Origin of the sequence: Arthrobacter terricola (assembly GCF_004354015.1) — a bacterium.
Classification (GTDB): Bacteria; Actinomycetota; Actinomycetes; order Actinomycetales; family Micrococcaceae; genus Arthrobacter; species Arthrobacter terricola.
Map to the genome: position 1 here is coordinate 16599 of NZ_SMRU01000024.1, position 16377 is coordinate 32975.

The window sequence follows — 16377 nt, forward strand, 5'->3', positions numbered from 1 at the left end:
TCCTTGATTTCTGCCAGTTTATCGCCCTTGGCTGGCTGCGTCCTTGCTGGCGTTTTGGATTGGGCCGGTGCCTTGGGTCGCCGCGATGAGGCCGGTCATCGCCCGGTGGAGTTCGGCCACCTCGTCCCGTGTGAGGTGGAGCCGTTCCATGATGGTTCCGGGGACGGCGGTGGCCTGCTGCCGGAGGGCGGCGCCGGCTTCCGTGAGGGTGATGGCGAGGGCGCGCTCGTTTCCGTGGATGCGTTTGCGCGTGATGAAACCAGCCTCCTCGAGCCGCTTCAAGAGCGGCGAAAGGGTGGCCGGTTCGTGCAGGAGGGCTTCGCTGATGTCCTTGAGGGTCCGCGGGCTGCGCTCCCAAAGGGCCAGCATGACCAGGTACTGCGGATGGGTCAGCCCCATCTTTTCCAGCACAGGCTTGTAGACACCAACGACGCTTCGCGAAGCGACCGTCAGCGCGAAGCACAATTGGCGCTCGAGCAGCAGGTCGTCATCAACATCGGCCATGGCTTCCTCCATTCCGGGCTTGTCGGGCAGGCTGAACTCGCCCAATAGTTAGCACACTAATTGTTAGTGTACTCTTAATCGACGAGATCCTTTTGAGAGAGGGCGGACCAGGTGGCCAAAGAGACCATGACCGAGAAATTCATGCGGGCAACGGGTAGGCTGCGGATTATTTTCGGACCTGCCCACAGCAGTTCCCTGGACCACGAAATGACCGAGGAAAACCGCCGTCTCCTCGTGCGCCGCCAGGCCGAAGCGCAGCAATGGGAAACCATTCGCCGCGCCGACGGCAGCACCTACGTGGTCCCGAAGGACCCGAACGACCAGTCCCTTCGCTAGCCTCTTATTCCGGGCCATTTCGGCCTTGCGGGCGTAAAATTGCCTCACTGAACCACACAGGTTCGGCCACACAACTGGACCTGGCAGCGGGGAAGGAGGTGGAAATTGTGGGACATGCACTCGATAACTTTATGAAGGTAACTGATCGACTGCGCTTCTGGTTCGGCCCGGCGACCCAAGGTGACGTAGAAGCGCCCGTAATCCACAAGCATGACGACTTCGAACACGCGTCGGAGGAAGACCTCGGTCACTTCGTGGTCGAATCCGATGACGAGGGCCGCCACTATGGAGTCCGGAAGGAAGGGACTTAGGCGGCCGCAGGAAACACGAAAGGACCGGAGCGCGAGCCCCGGTCCTTTTGCATGTAATCTCTGAGATCACGACGGCGGGTGGCCGCCGTCGTGATCTCCGCGGTGCGGCTAGCGGCCGGTGCCGCCGTAGACGGTAGCCTCGGCATCGCCGTCGAGCTCGAAAGCCTTGTGGATCGCGCGCACGGCGTCATCCAGCAGGTCCGCGTGGGTGACCACGGAGATGCGGATTTCCGAGGTGGAGATCATGTTGATGTTGATCCCGGCGTCGGAGAGCGCTTTGAAGAACGTGGCCGAAACGCCCGGGTGCGAACGCATGCCCGCGCCAATCAGGGACAGCTTGCCGACGTTCTCGTTGTACTCGATGCTTTCGAAGCCGATTTCAGGCTGCGCGTCACGGAGGGCAGCAAGGGCGTCGGCGCCTTCCACGATGGGGAGCGTGAAGGAGATATCCGTGCGGCCGGTGCCGTGGGTGGAGACGTTCTGAACGATCATGTCGATGTTCGAGTGCGCCTTCGCGATGACCTGGAAAATCGCGGCGGCCTTGCCGGGGATGTCCGGAACGCCGACAACCGTGACCTTGGCTTCGGAACGGTCGTGCGCAACGCCGGAGATGATTGGCTGCTCCAAGGCAACTCCCTCTTGAATCGTGATCTTGTCATCGGCGCCGGGCAGGACCCAGGTGCCTTCGTGCTGGCTGAATGAGGAGCGGACGTGCAGGGGCACACCGAAGCGGCGGGCGTACTCCACGCAGCGCAAGTGCAGGATCTTGGCGCCGGAGGCCGCCAGTTCCAGCATTTCCTCGCTGGAGATGCGGTCGATCTTCTGGGCGGTCGGAACAACCCGCGGGTCGGCGGTGAAGATACCGTCCACGTCCGTGTAGATTTCGCACACATCGGCGTCCAGCGCCGCGGCCAAAGCGACAGCCGTGGTGTCCGAACCGCCGCGGCCGAGCGTGGTGATTTCCTTGGTGGCGTGGCTCATGCCCTGGAAACCGGCGACGATGGCGATGTGTCCCTTGTCCAGCGCCGTGCGGATGCGGTGCGGGTCGACGTCGATAATGCGCGCCTTGCCGTGGATACCGTCAGTGATCATGCCGGCCTGCGAGCCCGTGAACGACTGGGCGGAAGCGCCGAACTTGTTTATGGCCATGGCGAGCAAGGCCATGGAAATACGCTCGCCCGCAGAGAGGAGCATGTCCATCTCACGGGCGGGGGCGGAATCAGTCACCTGGGCTGCGAGGTCCAGGAGTTCGTCGGTGGTGTCGCCCATTGCGGAAACCACCACGACAACCTCGTTGCCGGCTTTCTGCGCGTCCACCACACGGCGGGCAACACGCTTGATGCCTTCGGCGTCGGACACCGAGGAACCACCGAACTTCTGAACGATCAGCTGCGTGGTCTTGGCAGCCGGCGCGGTCAGGTCTTCGGTTTTCACATCGGTAGTGGGCAAACTCATGCGCGCACCCTCACTGCATCATTGGGAATCGTACGTTGCGTGCCCGGAAAACGGCACGACGACGTGGCTTATTGGGCCAGTTTATCGCCGGGCGCGGCGGGCCGTGGAATTGTGACCACATGGCGGCCATTGCGGGGGACACCCGCCGGTTCCATTTGGCGTACTATCAGGAAATACACAGCTTGGGGGCGCATAGGCCCGCAGGCGTTGCTTGTTCTTTGGGGGAAACAGGTGGGTAGGACATGTCCATAGCTACAACTTCGAACACTCCGAATCCAGGGGCCTTGAGCGGCGCCCTCGGTGTATCCGCGAAAGGTGTCTCGCGCCACTTCGGTGCGGTCCACGCCGTCGAGCACGTTGATTTCCGGGCGCCTGCAGGGAAGGTGACGGCGCTCATCGGACCCAACGGGGCCGGAAAGACCACGCTCCTCCTCATGCTCGCTTCCCTCCTGAAGCCAGACAGCGGAACCATCACGATCGACGGCCTCGATCCAGCCCAGGACAGGGCCGCGGTCCGGCTACGGATTGGCTGGATGCCGGACACCCTCGGAGTGTGGGAGTCACTGACTGCCCGCGAGATCCTGGTCCAGATGGCGCGCTTCTACCGGCTGCCTGCCGCCCGGATCCCGCAACGCGTCGCGGACCTCCTCGAACTCGTCCGGCTCGACACCCTGGCCGATCAACCGGCGCGCGTACTCTCCAGGGGGCAACAACAGCGGCTCAGCCTCGCCCGGGCCCTCGTCCACGACCCCTCCGTGCTCCTGCTCGACGAACCGGCCTCAGGGCTGGACCCCGGATCCCGGGTCGAGCTTCGCAAGCTGCTAAGGAGCCTCGCCGGCGAAGGTAAAGCCGTGGTGGTCTCCTCCCACGTCCTCAGTGAACTCGACGAAATCGCCGACGGCGCTGTGTTCGTCAACCAAGGCCGCACCGTAAAACAGCAGACCATCGAGGAAGCAGCCCTCGCAGGCCGGCGATACGCCGTCACGGCACTGGACAGCGAGGCCCTCATGGCGAAACTCCGCGAACTCGGCGTGGAATTCAGGGTGGAGGCAGGGCGCCGCCCGGCGGTCACACTGCTGTTAACGCACGACGCCGGTGCTGCCGCGCTCCTCAGCGAACTCGTCACCTCAGGTATCGGTGTCGTCTCGTTCGCTCCGGCCACCGGCGCCCTCGAAGAAACCTACATGAACCTTGAAACGGAGCAGCGATGAGCCACGTCACCGAAGCCACGCCCGGCCCCGCACGACCGCAGGGGACAGTGGGCGGCGGGAACGCCGTCGTCGGCTATCTTGGCGGGATCCGCGACGTCGTGGTCCTCGAAATGAAACAACGGCTGCGTTCTCGCGGCTGGTACATCATGCTGGGCATCTGGTTCGTGGTGATCGCCATCGTGACCTGGCTGACGTGGCTCGCTTGGAACGCCAGCATGGAATCTCGTCGCTCCTTCGGGGAACCGACGCAAGACGCGGCCGGGTCCATGGTTTTTGAAGTGGTGCTTGCCTTTGTGCTGCTGTTCGGGCTGTTGGTGGCGCCGGCGCTATCCGCGAACGCCATCAACGGAGACCGCGCGGGCGGCACCCTCGCCATCCTGCAGATCACTTTGCTGACACCGGGCCAGATCCTCTGGGGCAAGTTCTGCGCTGGATGGCTGGCTGCGCTCGCCTTTCTGGGGACAAGTGCCCCGTTCCTGGTCTTCGGCATGTTCCAAGGCGGGCTGACTCCCGGACACGTGCTGGTTTCCCTGCTGATGCTTGCAGTGGAGCTGGCTGCTATTTGCGGGCTCGGCGTCGGAATATCGGCGCTCGCGGGACGGCCCTTGTTCTCGATCGTGGTGACGTACCTGGTTGTTGCGGCGCTGGTGGTCGGATCGCTGATTTCGTTCGCGCTGGGGTCTCAACTCGCCCAGGGAACCGTGCTAGCCAATTCGCCGGTCTCCCACTCGGTTCCGTACGCGCCGCTAACCCCTGATGGCTCCGAGCCGGTTGTTCCGGTTACCCCGGTTGAACCGGGCTTCACGTGCGAGGGTCCGCTAGTTGAGCAACGCGCCTTCCGGACCGAACGAGTGGCGTGGATGCTGGCGTTGAACCCATACGTGGTGGTGGCCGATGCCATTCCGTACCCGGACCGCAGCGGAGCCGCTTTCTACTCAGTCGGACTGCTCGAAGGCATCAGCCAGTCCGCCAGGACTGCACTCGCGGGGCCGGAGCACAGTTACCAATGCGCGAACGGGGTGGTCCAGCCCCAATACCTCAAGCAGACCACGCCACTGTGGCCGTTGGGGCTCACCCTGCAGGTAGTCCTGACCAGTCTGCTGATGTGGCTTGGCTGGCGGGCACTGCGGACGCCGGCACGCGGATTGGCGAGGGGCACGCGGATCGCGTAGGGGTGGTTGGCCGCCGGGTTGGCTCAGGGCGTGGTTGCCGGGGCATGGCTGCCGGGCACGGGCTCGCCGGGGCGGCTGCCGGGCGCGCGTTGGCTGTAGCGCGTGCGCTACAGCGCGTTGCGGCGACCCTCGAAGGCCCTGCCCAGCGTCACTTCGTCCGCGTATTCCAGGTCCCCGCCGACGGGAAGACCGGAGGCCAGTCTCGTGACGGCGACTCCGATCGTCTTCAGCATGCGGGCTAGGTAAGTCGCCGTCGCTTCGCCTTCAAGGTTGGGGTCCGTGGCGATGATGATTTCCTGGATGGCGCCGTCGTTGAGCCGCGTCAGGAGTTCGCGGATACGCAATTGCTCCGGACCGACCCCTGCGATGGGATTGATGGCGCCGCCCAGGACGTGATATCGGCCGCGGAATGACCGCGTGCGCTCAACTGCCAAAACGTCCTTGGATTCCTCGACGACGCAAATCACGGACGGGTCGCGGCGCGGGTCGCGGCAGATGTTGCACAGTTCCTGCTCGGTGACGTTTCCGCAGACGGTGCAGAATTTCACGCGTTCCTTGACCGTGGTGATGGCCGCGACCAGCCGCTTCATGTCCTCGGGATCGGCCTCGAGGATGTGGAAGGCAAGCCGCTGGGCCGACTTGGGCCCGACGCCGGGAAGCCGGCCGAGCTCGTCGATCAGCTCTTGTACTGCGCCTTCGTACACTTCGTCCTCGCTTGTTCTGTTTCGACGCTCGCCCTATTCGCTCGGCGTCGCGTATTGGTGGCACTTCGATGAGGGCCGTCTGGGTTGTAACGGGTGCTGGTCTGTTTAGTTGGTACTGGGCGCTGGGGGAGCGGTGAGCCTAGCGGCGCATCAGGGGAGTGCCGTCCAGGGACCGTTCCTCCAGTAGCTTTCCGCCCAGAATACGCTCGACGGCGGCGCGCCCAAACACGCCCGATTCCTCGATGGTCTCGTCGTCGGCACTCGGGATGTCTTCCACCATGGTGCTGGCGCCGGCAGCCATCCGTGCAGGTGCTTTTTCGCGACCGGCCAGGGCCTCGGGGCTGTTCGATAGCCGCTGGTAGAGGCTCTGTTTCACGGCCGTGGGGGCAGCCGACTGTATGCCTGCGGGGGCTTGGGCCGGCACCGGGGCTGGCGCGGGTGCCGGCGCTGGAGCTTGGGTGGGCACCGGGGCTGGCGCGGGTACCGGCGCTGGAGCTTGGGTGGGCACCGGGGCTGGCGCGGGTGCTTGGGCGGGGGCTTGCGAAGGCGCCGCTGCTTGTTGGCTTGGAATCTGTGCCGCTGCTGGTTCATAAGCAGGGCTCGACGCAGACGGTGCAATGGAAGCGCGTTGGTTGGCAGAGTCGGCGGGTGCCCCCGACGCCAAAGTACCCACGTTCGATTCGGTGCCGACAACCCACGACCCGGGAGCATGCTCGACTGCCCTGGACCAAGGATCATCCGAGGTATCGGCTTTCTTCGAGTCGGACCCGCCTTGGGACTGGGTGACGGACGACGCGGACGGTTCGGTGGCTGCCGGCATGGCGCCGCGGTCCGAAGTCGCGGGCGCGGCCGAGTAGCTGGCGGCCTGCTGGCCGGACGGCGCCGGTGTGGCATAGCTGGATGCGGCCGGGGGCATCCAATCCATGGGCGGTTCCTCGTCGAGCGGCGGGGCATCTTCGTCGCGGGGAGGACCCCAGTCGTCGTCCGAGTAGGAGTAATCCGGGCTGGTTGCTGCGGCCGGGCCTCGGGAAGACGCCGGTGTCGACACTCCTGCGCTCGCCGGCGGAACTGCGGAAGCCTCGTGCGCCGGCGCAGGTGCGTTTGCCGGCACGGTTGGGGTTGCCTGCGCTTGATCCGGGACCGTGTACGAAGAAGAAGCCCTTTGCGTCGGCACATTGTGCCCCGGAGGTTGCTCGGTGGACGTTGCGTCCGCGAAGCCCGGAGCTGCCCCCGAGAGCGGGCTGCCGACAGAATCCTTGGCCGCATTGAAGTCACGCGTAGCCGGCGATGGACTGTTCGGCTGCTGGGCGGCGTTCGACTGGGCTGCGTTGTTTGACTGCTCGGCGTTGTCCTGCTGCGGCGTATTGTCCGGGCGGGGCGTGGCCAGGGCCGCGGCCTGCGAAGGCTGTGCCTCGTTTGCCTGCGCGGCTGTTGACACCGAGCTTTGGCGGCTCTGTGCCGACGGCTCGGCTGGTTCCGCAGGGCCGGAGTGGCCTTGCGTCGCCGAAGCGGGGTGCTGTTCCGCAGGCGCGAAACCTTGGCTTGTCGGGGTAGGGCCCGGGGTGGCGGGGGCGAGACCCCAAGCGGCGTCGACGTCGGACGACACGGTCTGGGAAGCGCCCTCGCTGGCGGAGGGCGCTGGTTCAGCCGGTGCTTTTGGGTTTGGTTCAGAGCTACCTGAGCTGTTGCCGCCGCCGACGACGGAGGTGATTTGGCAGTCGATGCCGATTGTCTTGTGGATGGCTTGCCGAAGGTTCTCAGCATGGTCCGCGCGACTGAATGCGCTAGCGAGGCCATCGGTGCTGAACGCCAGAGTCAGCTGGTGGCCATCGAATTTGGCAACCTGCGCATTGGCTCCGACCAAAGCCCACGTGCTGCGCTTGATCTTGGTCAGCGTCTGGAGGATCTCCGGCCAGGCACGGCGAACAACCTCGACGTCGCCGCCGACACCGGACGCCGCGGGAGCCTGCACGGGTGCAGGTTGCTGGACCGGTGCCTGCCGTTGTGCACGTGCGGGTTCTTGAGCCTGCGCTGGTTGTTGCATGCTTGTGGGTTGTTGCGCTGGTGTGGGGTTAGGTGCCCCGACCGACTGGGTGTGTTCCTGCCCGAGGGATGGCGGCGCTGACGGAACCCCTCCGGCGCCTTGCCCGGGGTCTTCCTTGGGCCAATCATTTGTGCTGACACGCGGCGGGGTCAGCTGTTCCCGCGCGGCGGCGGCCGGGGCGGACGGCGTCCCCGACATTGGCGCGGTCTCTGATGCGGGCTGTGCCTCGGAGACCGGCTGTGCTTGAGAAACCGGCTGTGCGTTGGAAACCGCATGCGCTTCGGAAGTCGGTTGGTGGCTGGAAACGGGAATTTCCACGGCGGACGGAGCCGAAGCGGGAGGTGCGGTGGGCGCGGGGCCGGCTGCCGCCGTCGTACGCTCTGCTGGCCGGTCCGCCGGAAGGGTGGCAACGTGCGGTGCCTCTGCTGCCGGGAGCGCCCCGGCGTAGTTGAGGCGGCGTTCGACGCGGTCGATCCGGGCCGCGATCCCGCGCTCCGTTTGCTCGGAACTGGGCAGCAGGATCCGGGCGCACAGAAGCTCAAGGTGCAGCCGCGGCGAGGTGGCGCCGGTCATTTCGGTGAGGGCGGTGTTGGTGACGTCGGCGGCGCGGGAGAGCTCGGCGGCCCCGAGGTTGCTGGCCTGGCTGCGCATGCGCGCGATTTGGTCCGCCGGCATGCCACGGAGGATGGCTTGGGCGCTCTCCGGCATGGCCTGCACGATGATGAGGTCGCGGAACCGCTCGAGGAGGTCCTCCACGAAGCGCCGGGGATCATGCCCCGTCTGGATGACGCGGTCCACAGCGCGGAACACGGTGGCAGAATCCGCGGCGGCGACTGCTTCCACGACGTCGTCAAGCAGCGAGGCGTGGGTGTACCCGAGCAGGGCGACCGCGAGCTCGTAATCCAGGCCGTTCGGTCCGGCACCCGCCATGAGCTGGTCCAGGACGGAGAGCGAGTCGCGAACCGAGCCGCCTCCGGCGCGGATGACAAGGGAGAGGACGCCGGGAGCAACCGGAACATTCTCCTGCTGGCAGAGGAGTTCCAGGTACTTCATGAGGGGCTCGGGCGGCACCAGGCGGAAGGGATAGTGGTGGGTGCGGGAGCGGATAGTCCCGATCACCTTGTCCGGCTCAGTGGTGGCGAAGATGAACTTGATGTGTTCCGGCGGTTCTTCGACGATTTTCAGCAGGGCGTTGAAGCCGGCCGAGGTGACCATGTGGGCTTCGTCGATGATGAAGATCTTGTAGCGGTCCCGAACCGGGGCAAACGTGGCGCGCTCGCGGAGATCGCGCGCATCATCCACGCCACCGTGGCTGGCGGCGTCGATCTCGATGACATCCAGGGAACCCGAGCCTCCGCGGGCCAGCTCAACGCAACTGTTGCACTTTCCGCATGGAGTGTCCGTGGGACCCTCCGCGCAGTTGAGGCAGCGGGCGAGGATGCGGGCCGAGGTGGTCTTACCGCAGCCGCGCGGTCCCGAAAAAAGGTAGGCGTGATTGACGCGGTTTTTGCGAAGTGCCGTCATGAGCGGCTCCGTGACATGTTCCTGCCCGATAACGTCCGCGAAAGAATCGGGCCGATACCTACGGTAAAGAGCAGTAGTAACAGTCACAGGGAAAAACCTACCTATAGGGACTGACATTTAAATAAGAGACCCCTCATGCACCCGCCAGAGCCCATCTACCCTTGCTACCTTCCGGTCCTGGGGGAGTTCAACAGGATGACGCCACATGAGGGGCCGACGACAAGCTTACCCGAAGTTACGGTGCCCTCCGAATCAGGGGACATGTCCATTCTTTGGGGTGTTCTTTGAGGTTGGGTGRGGGGGTGGGGGTGCGGTTGGTGAAGTTGGTTGGGTTGGCCCGGTTGAGTGGGGTGCTGTTGGCTGGGGTGGGTTTGGGTGCTGCTGGCTAGGGCGGTTGGTTGGGTTGGTCGTGGAGGTCCGACTTGTATTGCTCGGTCCAACTGACCCTTCGTCTTCGCACGTGGGCATGCCCAGTGCGGCCCTTCCCCAAGGAGCATGCTCATCGTGAGGGTCGAGGAGTGGACATAGTGGCCTTATGTCCACTCCTTGAGGGCAGCGGAGAGCATGTCCCGTCGCTAGCCAAGCCCGCTGTTAGCCGATGTCGCTGATGGACCGATGCCACGTGTTAGCCGATACCGCAACGGGCCTTGCGCTTCGGGGATGGATCAGCGCCAGCCGTTTACTGGCCAGGTCATGAACGCCGGTTCTTCGTAGGGATGGCTCGAGCGCAGCGCCCCAATAACGGCGTGGAGCATTTGCTCTTCAACCACGCACTCGATCCTGATCTCCGGCACCGTTTCACCGTGTCCCACGGTTCCAAGGAAGGGGTGTGCGCCGGGTAAAGGTGTGAATCGTCCGGTGCCCGCTGTGGTGAAGAAACAATGCGAATAGTCGCCGATTTTCCCGGCCCCGGCATCGCCGATCGCGGCCAAAAGGGCCTCGCTGTGAGAGTCGGGAACGTAGACCACAAGAGCATGAAGTTGGCTCATGGTTCCATCCTGCCAGTGGCCAGGAAAAACAGGTCAGCGGATTGTTTAAAAACAGGTCAAAGGATGGTTTTTGATCTCCATTGCCAAACTGCAAATCCCAGCGGACGATGGGTATGTACACCGATTGGGGCAATCTCAAGATTGTGAGCCGCTGGGCCTGGTTTCGGGGCTGGACCCAGCAGTTCAACGGTGTGCCGGAGGAATGGGCGCATTGGGGGCGTCCATTTTTACGTTAAAGGCCAAGAAGGTCCGGGTTGACGTCATGGATCGGTCGATTGGGCGATGCCGAAAATCTCGGGTACAGTGGAGTCTGCTTTTGATTCAGAAGCAATGGAGAATTCGCCTAGCGGCCTATGGCGCACGCCTGGAACGCGTGTTGGGTTAACGCCCTCGGGGGTTCAAATCCCCCATTCTCCGCGTTTTGGCCCCGGTCCTCGGACCGGGGCCTTTTGCGTTCCGGTGTACATCTTTCCTTGTGACTTGGGCTTGTTTCTGAAACCGGCGCTTGAAGCGAGGGGATGTGAAACAAGCGCCGCGAACTACCCTTACATCCGCTCCGCAGCAACCCGTTCCAGTACTTCACGGCAGGCACGGATTGCCGGATGGATGCGGCCGGCGGTGCGCGTCGACGTGAACACGGTCCGCTCTGGAAGTCCAGGCAGGTCCAGCAAGCGTACGGGCGCGACACCGCCAGCCCAGACGAGGTCCGGCAAGAGGCCGACTGCATTGCCGGACGAGATCAGGCGGATCTGGGCCTGGAGATCGGCGGTTTCATAACGTACATCAGGCTCGAAACCGGCGGAGCGGCAGGCTTGTTCGGCCCAGTGCCTCGACGCCGCGCCATGTGGTTCCATTACCCACGCCATCGAGGCTGTATCTGCGAGGGAAGAGATCGGTTTGCCGCCGAGATCAGTGCGCGGAGCAGCTAGCCGGATGGGATCCTTGGCCAGGATGGCGCGGTCGAGTCCGGGGTGGTGCGGCGCCGCATGGCCGGGGTATTGCTCGGCCACCACGATGTCGAAATCGCGTGCCCACGTTTCGTATAGGGCTGTCTCGGGTTCTCGCTGGGTCATTTCCACGCGGACCTCGGGATACTCGATCGACATGATGGTGAGGAAGTCCGGCATCAGTGCCAGTGCGGCGGTTTGGAAAACGGCCAGCCTGACCGTGCCCGTCACCGTGGTCAGCGACGCGGCCAGGTCCGTCTCTGCACGTTCCAGCGTCGCCAACAAGGCGGCCGCGTGCTCCGCGAGGATCTCGGCCTGTGGAGTGAGCTGCACCCGACGCCCGGATTTGCGAAGGAGCTTCACCCCGGCTTCCTTCTCCAGCAAAGTGAGCTGCTGCGAGACCGACGACGGGCTGTACTTCATCGCGTCCGCCACTTCGGCGAGGGTTCCCCTGATCTTCAACTCGTGCAGCAACCGCAGCCTGCGCACATCCAGCATTCCGGCCCCTCCAGAAGGATCGATTTTTCTAATGAATATTCTTAAGGAAAGATCACTTTTCCTAATCTGATTCTAGATCCATACTGATGGAAGCAAGGCTCTCTGCACCAAAAGGAATGAAGCGCATGAGTACATCAACCAGGGATTCAAGCATCGACGCAAAAGTCTCCCCGGACTCCGAACACCTCCAGGAACTGGCCCACGAAGCCATCCGCCTGGTCCGCCACTGGCTCACCGAAGCCTCGAAAGTGCCGGTGGACATTTCCGCCCAGCGACTCGCCGGAGTCCTGAAGGACCCGAACGGCCTGGACTTCACCGTGGGATTCGTCGACGGCGTCATCCGCCCTGAGGACCTGTCTGTCGCCGCCCGGAACCTCGCCAAGCTGGCGCCGAAGGTCCCGACCTTCCTGCCCTGGTACATGCGCGCAGCTGTGCGGACCGGCGGGATCATGGCTCCGGTGCTGCCGCAGGTAGTGATCCCGATCGCCCGAAAAGTGCTCCGTGACATGGTGGGGCACCTGATCGTGGATGCGACGGACGCCAAGCTCGGCCCGGCCATCGCCAAGATCAAGCAAAACGGCGTCCACCTGAACGTGAACCTCCTTGGCGAAGCAGTCCTGGGCGAACACGAAGCCAACCGCAGGCTCGAGGGGACCCTGAAGCTCCTGGCGCGTGACGACGTCGACTACGTCTCCATCAAGGAATCCTCCACGGTGGCGCCGCACTCGCTCTGGGCGTTCGACGAAGCCGTGGAGCACGTCGTGGAGAAGCTCACCCCGCTCTATGAGCTCGCCGCGTCGTTCCCGAAGCCCAAGTTCATCAACCTGGACATGGAGGAATACAAGGACCTCAGCCTCACCATGGCTGTGTTCACCCGGATCTTGGACAAGCCGGAGTTCAAGAACCTGGAGGCCGGCATCGTGCTTCAGGCCTACCTTCCCGACGCCTTGTCCGCCATGCAGGAATTGCAGGCCTGGGCCGCGGCCCGGCGGGCGAGCGGCGGCGCACCCATCAAGGTGCGCGTCGTAAAGGGCGCCAACCTTCCGATGGAACATGTCCAGTCCTCCATCCAAGGCTGGCCGCTCGCGACGTGGGGAACCAAGCAGGATTCGGACACCAACTACAAACGTGTCCTCAACTACGCTTTGACGCCGGAACACATTGACGGTGTCCGGATCGGCGTCGCCGGCCACAACCTTTTCGACGTCGCGCTCGCGTGGCTGCTCGCGAAGGAGCGCAACGTCACGGACGGCATCGAGTTCGAGATGCTCCTTGGCATGGCTACCGGCCAGGCGACAGCCGTCCGCAAGGACGTCGGCAGCCTTTTGCTGTACACGCCGGTTGTGCACCCGGGCGAGTTCGACGTCGCGATCGCCTACTTGATCCGCCGGCTTGAAGAAGGCGCGAGCCAGGACAACTTCATGTCCGCGGTCTTCGAACTCAGCCAGAACGAAGCGCTATTCGAACGCGAAAAGGAGCGCTTCCTTGCCTCCCTCGCGCAGTTGGACCACGCAGTCCCGGCGCCTAACCGCACGCAGGATCGCAGCAAGCCGGCGGCAGCGGCCCCGAACCAACGCTTCGCGAACACCCCGGACACGGACCCCGCTTTGCCCGCCAACCGGGCCTGGGGCCGCGCTATCCTTGATCGCGTCCCCGGATCCACGGCAGGCGACGTCATCGTGGAAGCCAGCAAAGTCCACGACTCCCTGGAACTCGAACGCATCATCACGGCTACTGTCGAAGCCGGCGAAAAATGGGGTGCCATGCCCGCCGCTGAGCGGGCCGCCATCCTGCACCGCGCCGGGGATGTCCTCGAATCCCGCAGGGCCGAGCTCCTCGAGGTCATGGCTTCGGAGACGGGCAAGACCATCGAGCAAGGCGACCCTGAAGTCAGCGAAGCAATCGACTTCGCGCACTTCTACGCCGAACGCGCCAAGGACCTGGAAACGGTCGACGGCGCCACGTTCGTCCCAGCCAAACTCACCGTTGTGACTCCGCCGTGGAACTTCCCGGTGGCGATTCCCGCGGGGTCCACGCTCGCGGCACTCGCGGCGGGTTCCGGCGTCGTGATCAAGCCTGCAAAGCAAGCCCGACGCTCCGGCTCCGTCATGGTCGAGGCACTGTGGGAAGCCGGGGTGCCTCGAGAGGTGCTGGCCTTGGTGCAGTTGGAGGAACGCGAGCTGGGGACGCAGCTGGTGTCGCACCCGAGCGTCGATCGCGTGATCCTCACGGGCGGTTACGAGACCGCGGAATTGTTCCGTTCGTTCCGGCAAGACCTGCCGCTGCTCGCGGAAACGTCTGGCAAGAACGCCATTATCGTGACGCCTCACGCGGACCTCGACCTGGCCGCGAAGGATGTAGTGAACTCGGCCTTCGGGCATGCCGGTCAAAAATGTTCCGCGGCATCGCTCGTAATCCTGGTGGGCTCAGTGGCTACCTCCGCGCGTTTCCACAACCAGCTGATCGACGCGACCCGCTCGCTCAAAGTGGGCTACCCCGAACAGGCCACCACCCAAATGGGCCCGATCATTGAACCGGCCAACGGCAAGCTCCTCAACGCGCTGACCACGCTCGGCGAGGGCGAAACCTGGGCAGTGAAACCCGAAAAGCTCGACGAAACCGGGCGCTTGTGGTCGCCCGGCATCCGTCACGGGGTCAAGCGCGGCTCGTACTTCCACCTGACCGAGTTCTTCGGTCCGGTCCTGGGCGTCATGACGGCAGCAACCCTGGAAGAAGCGATCGCCATCCAGAACGAGATCGAATACGGCCTCACCGCTGGGCTGCATTCGCTTGATTCCGCCGAAATGGGCGTCTGGCTGGACACCATCCAGGCCGGAAACCTGTACGTGAACCGAGGTATTACCGGCGCAATCGTGCAGCGCCAACCGTTCGGTGGCTGGAAGAAATCCGCTGTGGGCGCCGGAACCAAGGCCGGCGGTCCCAACTACCTGGTCGGTTTGGGTAGCTGGCTGCCGGGCGAACCCGGTGCCAAGCCCGGCGCCACGCTCAAGGGGAGTGCGGCATCAATCCTCGCTGCGGCCAAGGCCTCCGGTGTTGAGGCGCACGACGCCGACACACTGCAGAAAGCCCTCTTCAGCGATGCCGCGGCCTGGGCCACGGAATTCGGCACGCGCAAGGACGTCTCCGGCTTGACCGCCGAGCGCAACGTCTTTAGGTACCGCGCGGTTCCGGTCACGATCCGCCTGTCCGAGGGGGAGAAACTCGTGGACCTGCTTCGAGTCGTGGCAGCCGGGGCTGTGGCGGGGTCGGCACTCACGGTGTCCTCCGCCGTCGAACTCCCCGAAGCGGTTGTTGCGGCGTTCGCAGGACTGGGGGTTACCACCCGCATCCAGTCCGACGCCGAATGGCTGGCTTATGCCGCCGGGCTCGGCGGCGGCCGAATCAGGCTCATTGGTGGCGATAGCCGCGAGTTGAGTGCAGCAACCGACGGCCGTCCCGACGTCGCGATCTACCACGGTACGGTGACTCCGGCCGGCCGCATCGAGATGCTGCCGTTCCTGCACGAACAGGCGATCAGCATCACCGCCCACCGCTTCGGCACTCCGAACCACCTTTCGGATGCCCTGATCTAAGCCCTTCCACCTAGAGTTTGTGTACAGATCTTGACCCCTAAGGGCCATCTTTAAGGGCGTTATCTGTACACAAACTCCGGGGTCAGGCTTCGTAGCCGAGGCGCTTCAGGCGGTCGCGGGCGGATTGCTCGCTTGGGCCGACGCGGCCCAAAGACAAACGCACAAAGGCCAGCACGACCCGCGCCGCAAACACTGACGGCAGGGGGATCGGGCCAAAATGGGCCTTCTCCAACCCCAGCAACTCCCGGTAGCGCGGCTCAATGCTCGCGACCGCCGCCGCGAACAAGATCCGGTAACCGGGCAGCAAGGACGGCTTCAGCGGCGGATTCCTAATGAACTCGACCGTTTCCCTCAATCGATGGTCCGCACGAAGCTGCCCGGAGTCGAACCACTTATCCATCTCGGCCGACACTTCCGCGAGGCTCAACGGCGGATCCTCGACCCCCATAAGCCGACCGGCCTGCGCCCATTCGCGGATGTATGCGTCGGCACCTCCGGGGACCGCTCCGCCCCAGATCCGATGGGCGGCCGTGAATGAATCCGCATAAGCCACATGCACCCAGCGAAGAAGCTCCGGATCATTCGCCCAGTAGTCCCGCGTGTGGCCGTTGGTGTCCACGTAGCTGCCCTTGACGGAATCGTGGACCTTCCGCACAAAGTGGGTGGCTGTGTGGGCTGCGTCCATCGAGCCATACGTCACCGTGAAAATCCAACGAATCGTATTGGCCAGCCGGCCGAGCGGATCCCGCTTGAATCCCGAATGGTCGTAAACCCCCGCCAATGCGCCTGGGTGCAAGGACTGCATGAGGAGCACGCGGATCCCGGCGACCATCGTGGACATCGACCCGTGCACCGCCCAGACGGCCGAACCGGGAAGGTGATAGCCGGCGTCGTTCCCGTCCGCGAGGCGGAGCACCCAGTCAGGCGTGGACTGCGGATGACCCGTAAAAGTCATCCGCAGTTCGGTTTGCCACTTCTTGGTGAAGCCGACCATGAAGATATTGGACCTTGCTTCGGCGTTTGTGTACAGATGATGCCCTGTAAAAGCCGCTTTAAGGGTGTGATCTGTACACAAACTCCGGGGCGCGG

The 16377-nt window shown here is 64.2% G+C and carries 12 protein-coding genes, 1 tRNA gene and 1 other RNA gene; 6 read left to right on the forward strand and 8 right to left on the reverse strand.

Annotated elements, in window-relative coordinates:
• Nucleotides 1-18 precede the first annotated feature (18 nt).
• Nucleotides 19-504 carry a MarR family winged helix-turn-helix transcriptional regulator gene (locus E1809_RS18450; RefSeq protein WP_235835678.1) on the reverse strand — a complete coding sequence of 162 codons (486 nt, stop codon included), beginning with the start codon at nt 502-504 and terminating at the stop codon, nt 19-21.
• Between the two features lie 126 nt (nt 505-630).
• On the opposite strand from E1809_RS18450, the gene E1809_RS18455 reads away from it, so the two are divergent.
• Both E1809_RS18455 and E1809_RS18460 read left to right on the forward strand, forming a co-directional pair.
• On the forward strand, nt 631-840 hold the full coding sequence (locus E1809_RS18455; RefSeq protein ID WP_235835679.1) for a hypothetical protein: 210 nt from the start codon (nt 631-633) through the stop codon (nt 838-840).
• 131 nt (nt 841-971) lie between these two features.
• A complete protein-coding gene (locus E1809_RS18460; RefSeq protein WP_133205703.1) occupies nt 972-1151 on the forward strand; it encodes a hypothetical protein in 180 nt (59 codons plus the stop codon).
• Nucleotides 1152-1259: 108 nt separating this feature from the next.
• Here E1809_RS18460 and E1809_RS18465 read toward each other — a convergent pair whose 3' ends face one another.
• Nucleotides 1260-2606, reverse strand: coding sequence for an aspartate kinase (locus E1809_RS18465; RefSeq protein WP_133205704.1), 1347 nt, complete (start codon nt 2604-2606; stop codon nt 1260-1262).
• Nucleotides 2607-2848: 242 nt separating this feature from the next.
• Here E1809_RS18465 and E1809_RS18470 point away from each other — a divergent pair, with 242 nt between their 5' ends.
• Entirely contained in the window at nt 2849-3817 is a 969-nt protein-coding gene (locus E1809_RS18470) for an ABC transporter ATP-binding protein (protein ID WP_133205705.1), read from the forward strand.
• Nucleotides 3814-4989 (forward strand): ABC transporter permease, encoded by a 1176-nt coding sequence (locus E1809_RS18475; RefSeq protein WP_133205706.1) that lies wholly within the window; start codon nt 3814-3816, stop codon nt 4987-4989. Before E1809_RS18470 ends, E1809_RS18475 begins: the two co-directional genes overlap by 4 nt.
• Before the next feature lie 107 nt (nt 4990-5096).
• Here E1809_RS18475 and recR read toward each other — a convergent pair whose 3' ends face one another.
• From recR to E1809_RS18495, 4 genes are all read right to left on the reverse strand, one after another.
• Nucleotides 5097-5693, reverse strand: a complete 597-nt coding sequence (recR, locus tag E1809_RS18480; RefSeq protein ID WP_133205707.1) for a recombination mediator RecR — start codon at nt 5691-5693, stop codon at nt 5097-5099.
• Between the two features lie 139 nt (nt 5694-5832).
• A complete protein-coding gene (locus E1809_RS18485; protein WP_133205708.1) occupies nt 5833-9378 on the reverse strand; it encodes a DNA polymerase III subunit gamma and tau in 3546 nt (1181 codons plus the stop codon).
• A gap of 4 nt (nt 9379-9382) precedes the next feature.
• Nucleotides 9383-9479: signal recognition particle sRNA small type (gene ffs, locus E1809_RS18490), an RNA gene on the reverse strand.
• 447 nt (nt 9480-9926) lie between these two features.
• Nucleotides 9927-10250 (reverse strand): hypothetical protein, encoded by a 324-nt coding sequence (locus tag E1809_RS18495; protein WP_133205709.1) that lies wholly within the window; start codon nt 10248-10250, stop codon nt 9927-9929.
• A 332-nt stretch (nt 10251-10582) separates the two neighbouring features.
• Here E1809_RS18495 and E1809_RS18500 point away from each other — a divergent pair.
• Nucleotides 10583-10667, forward strand: a tRNA-Ser gene (locus E1809_RS18500).
• Nucleotides 10668-10795: 128 nt separating this feature from the next.
• Here the strand turns inward: E1809_RS18500 and E1809_RS18505 are convergent.
• A complete protein-coding gene (locus E1809_RS18505; RefSeq protein WP_133205710.1) occupies nt 10796-11695 on the reverse strand; it encodes a LysR family transcriptional regulator in 900 nt (299 codons plus the stop codon).
• 125 nt (nt 11696-11820) lie between these two features.
• Here E1809_RS18505 and E1809_RS18510 point away from each other — a divergent pair, with 125 nt between their 5' ends.
• Complete coding sequence (locus E1809_RS18510; protein ID WP_133205711.1) at nt 11821-15288, forward strand: bifunctional proline dehydrogenase/L-glutamate gamma-semialdehyde dehydrogenase; 3468 nt, start codon at nt 11821-11823, stop codon at nt 15286-15288.
• 82 nt (nt 15289-15370) lie between these two features.
• Here the strand turns inward: E1809_RS18510 and E1809_RS18515 are convergent, their stop codons facing one another.
• Nucleotides 15371-16282 (reverse strand): oxygenase MpaB family protein, encoded by a 912-nt coding sequence (locus E1809_RS18515; RefSeq protein WP_133205712.1) that lies wholly within the window; start codon nt 16280-16282, stop codon nt 15371-15373.
• Nucleotides 16283-16377 lie beyond the last annotated feature (95 nt).

Excerpts from the sequence above, each read along its gene's own strand:
- E1809_RS18450 (WP_235835678.1), bottom strand. The coding sequence starts at position 504 with ATGGCCGATGTTGATGACGACCTGCTGCTCGAGCGCCAATTGTGCTTC.
- E1809_RS18455 (WP_235835679.1), top strand. The coding sequence starts at position 631 with ATGACCGAGAAATTCATGCGGGCAACGGGTAGGCTGCGGATTATTTTC.
- E1809_RS18460 (WP_133205703.1), top strand. The coding sequence starts at position 972 with ATGAAGGTAACTGATCGACTGCGCTTCTGGTTCGGCCCGGCGACCCAA.
- E1809_RS18465 (WP_133205704.1), bottom strand. The coding sequence starts at position 2,606 with ATGAGTTTGCCCACTACCGATGTGAAAACCGAAGACCTGACCGCGCCG.
- E1809_RS18470 (WP_133205705.1), top strand. The coding sequence starts at position 2,849 with ATGTCCATAGCTACAACTTCGAACACTCCGAATCCAGGGGCCTTGAGC.
- E1809_RS18475 (WP_133205706.1), top strand. The coding sequence starts at position 3,814 with ATGAGCCACGTCACCGAAGCCACGCCCGGCCCCGCACGACCGCAGGGG.
- E1809_RS18485 (WP_133205708.1), bottom strand. The coding sequence starts at position 9,378 with ATGTCAGTCCCTATAGGTAGGTTTTTCCCTGTGACTGTTACTACTGCT.
- E1809_RS18495 (WP_133205709.1), bottom strand. The coding sequence starts at position 10,250 with ATGAGCCAACTTCATGCTCTTGTGGTCTACGTTCCCGACTCTCACAGC.
- E1809_RS18505 (WP_133205710.1), bottom strand. The coding sequence starts at position 11,695 with ATGCTGGATGTGCGCAGGCTGCGGTTGCTGCACGAGTTGAAGATCAGG.
- E1809_RS18510 (WP_133205711.1), top strand. The coding sequence starts at position 11,821 with ATGAGTACATCAACCAGGGATTCAAGCATCGACGCAAAAGTCTCCCCG.
- E1809_RS18515 (WP_133205712.1), bottom strand. The coding sequence starts at position 16,282 with ATGGTCGGCTTCACCAAGAAGTGGCAAACCGAACTGCGGATGACTTTT.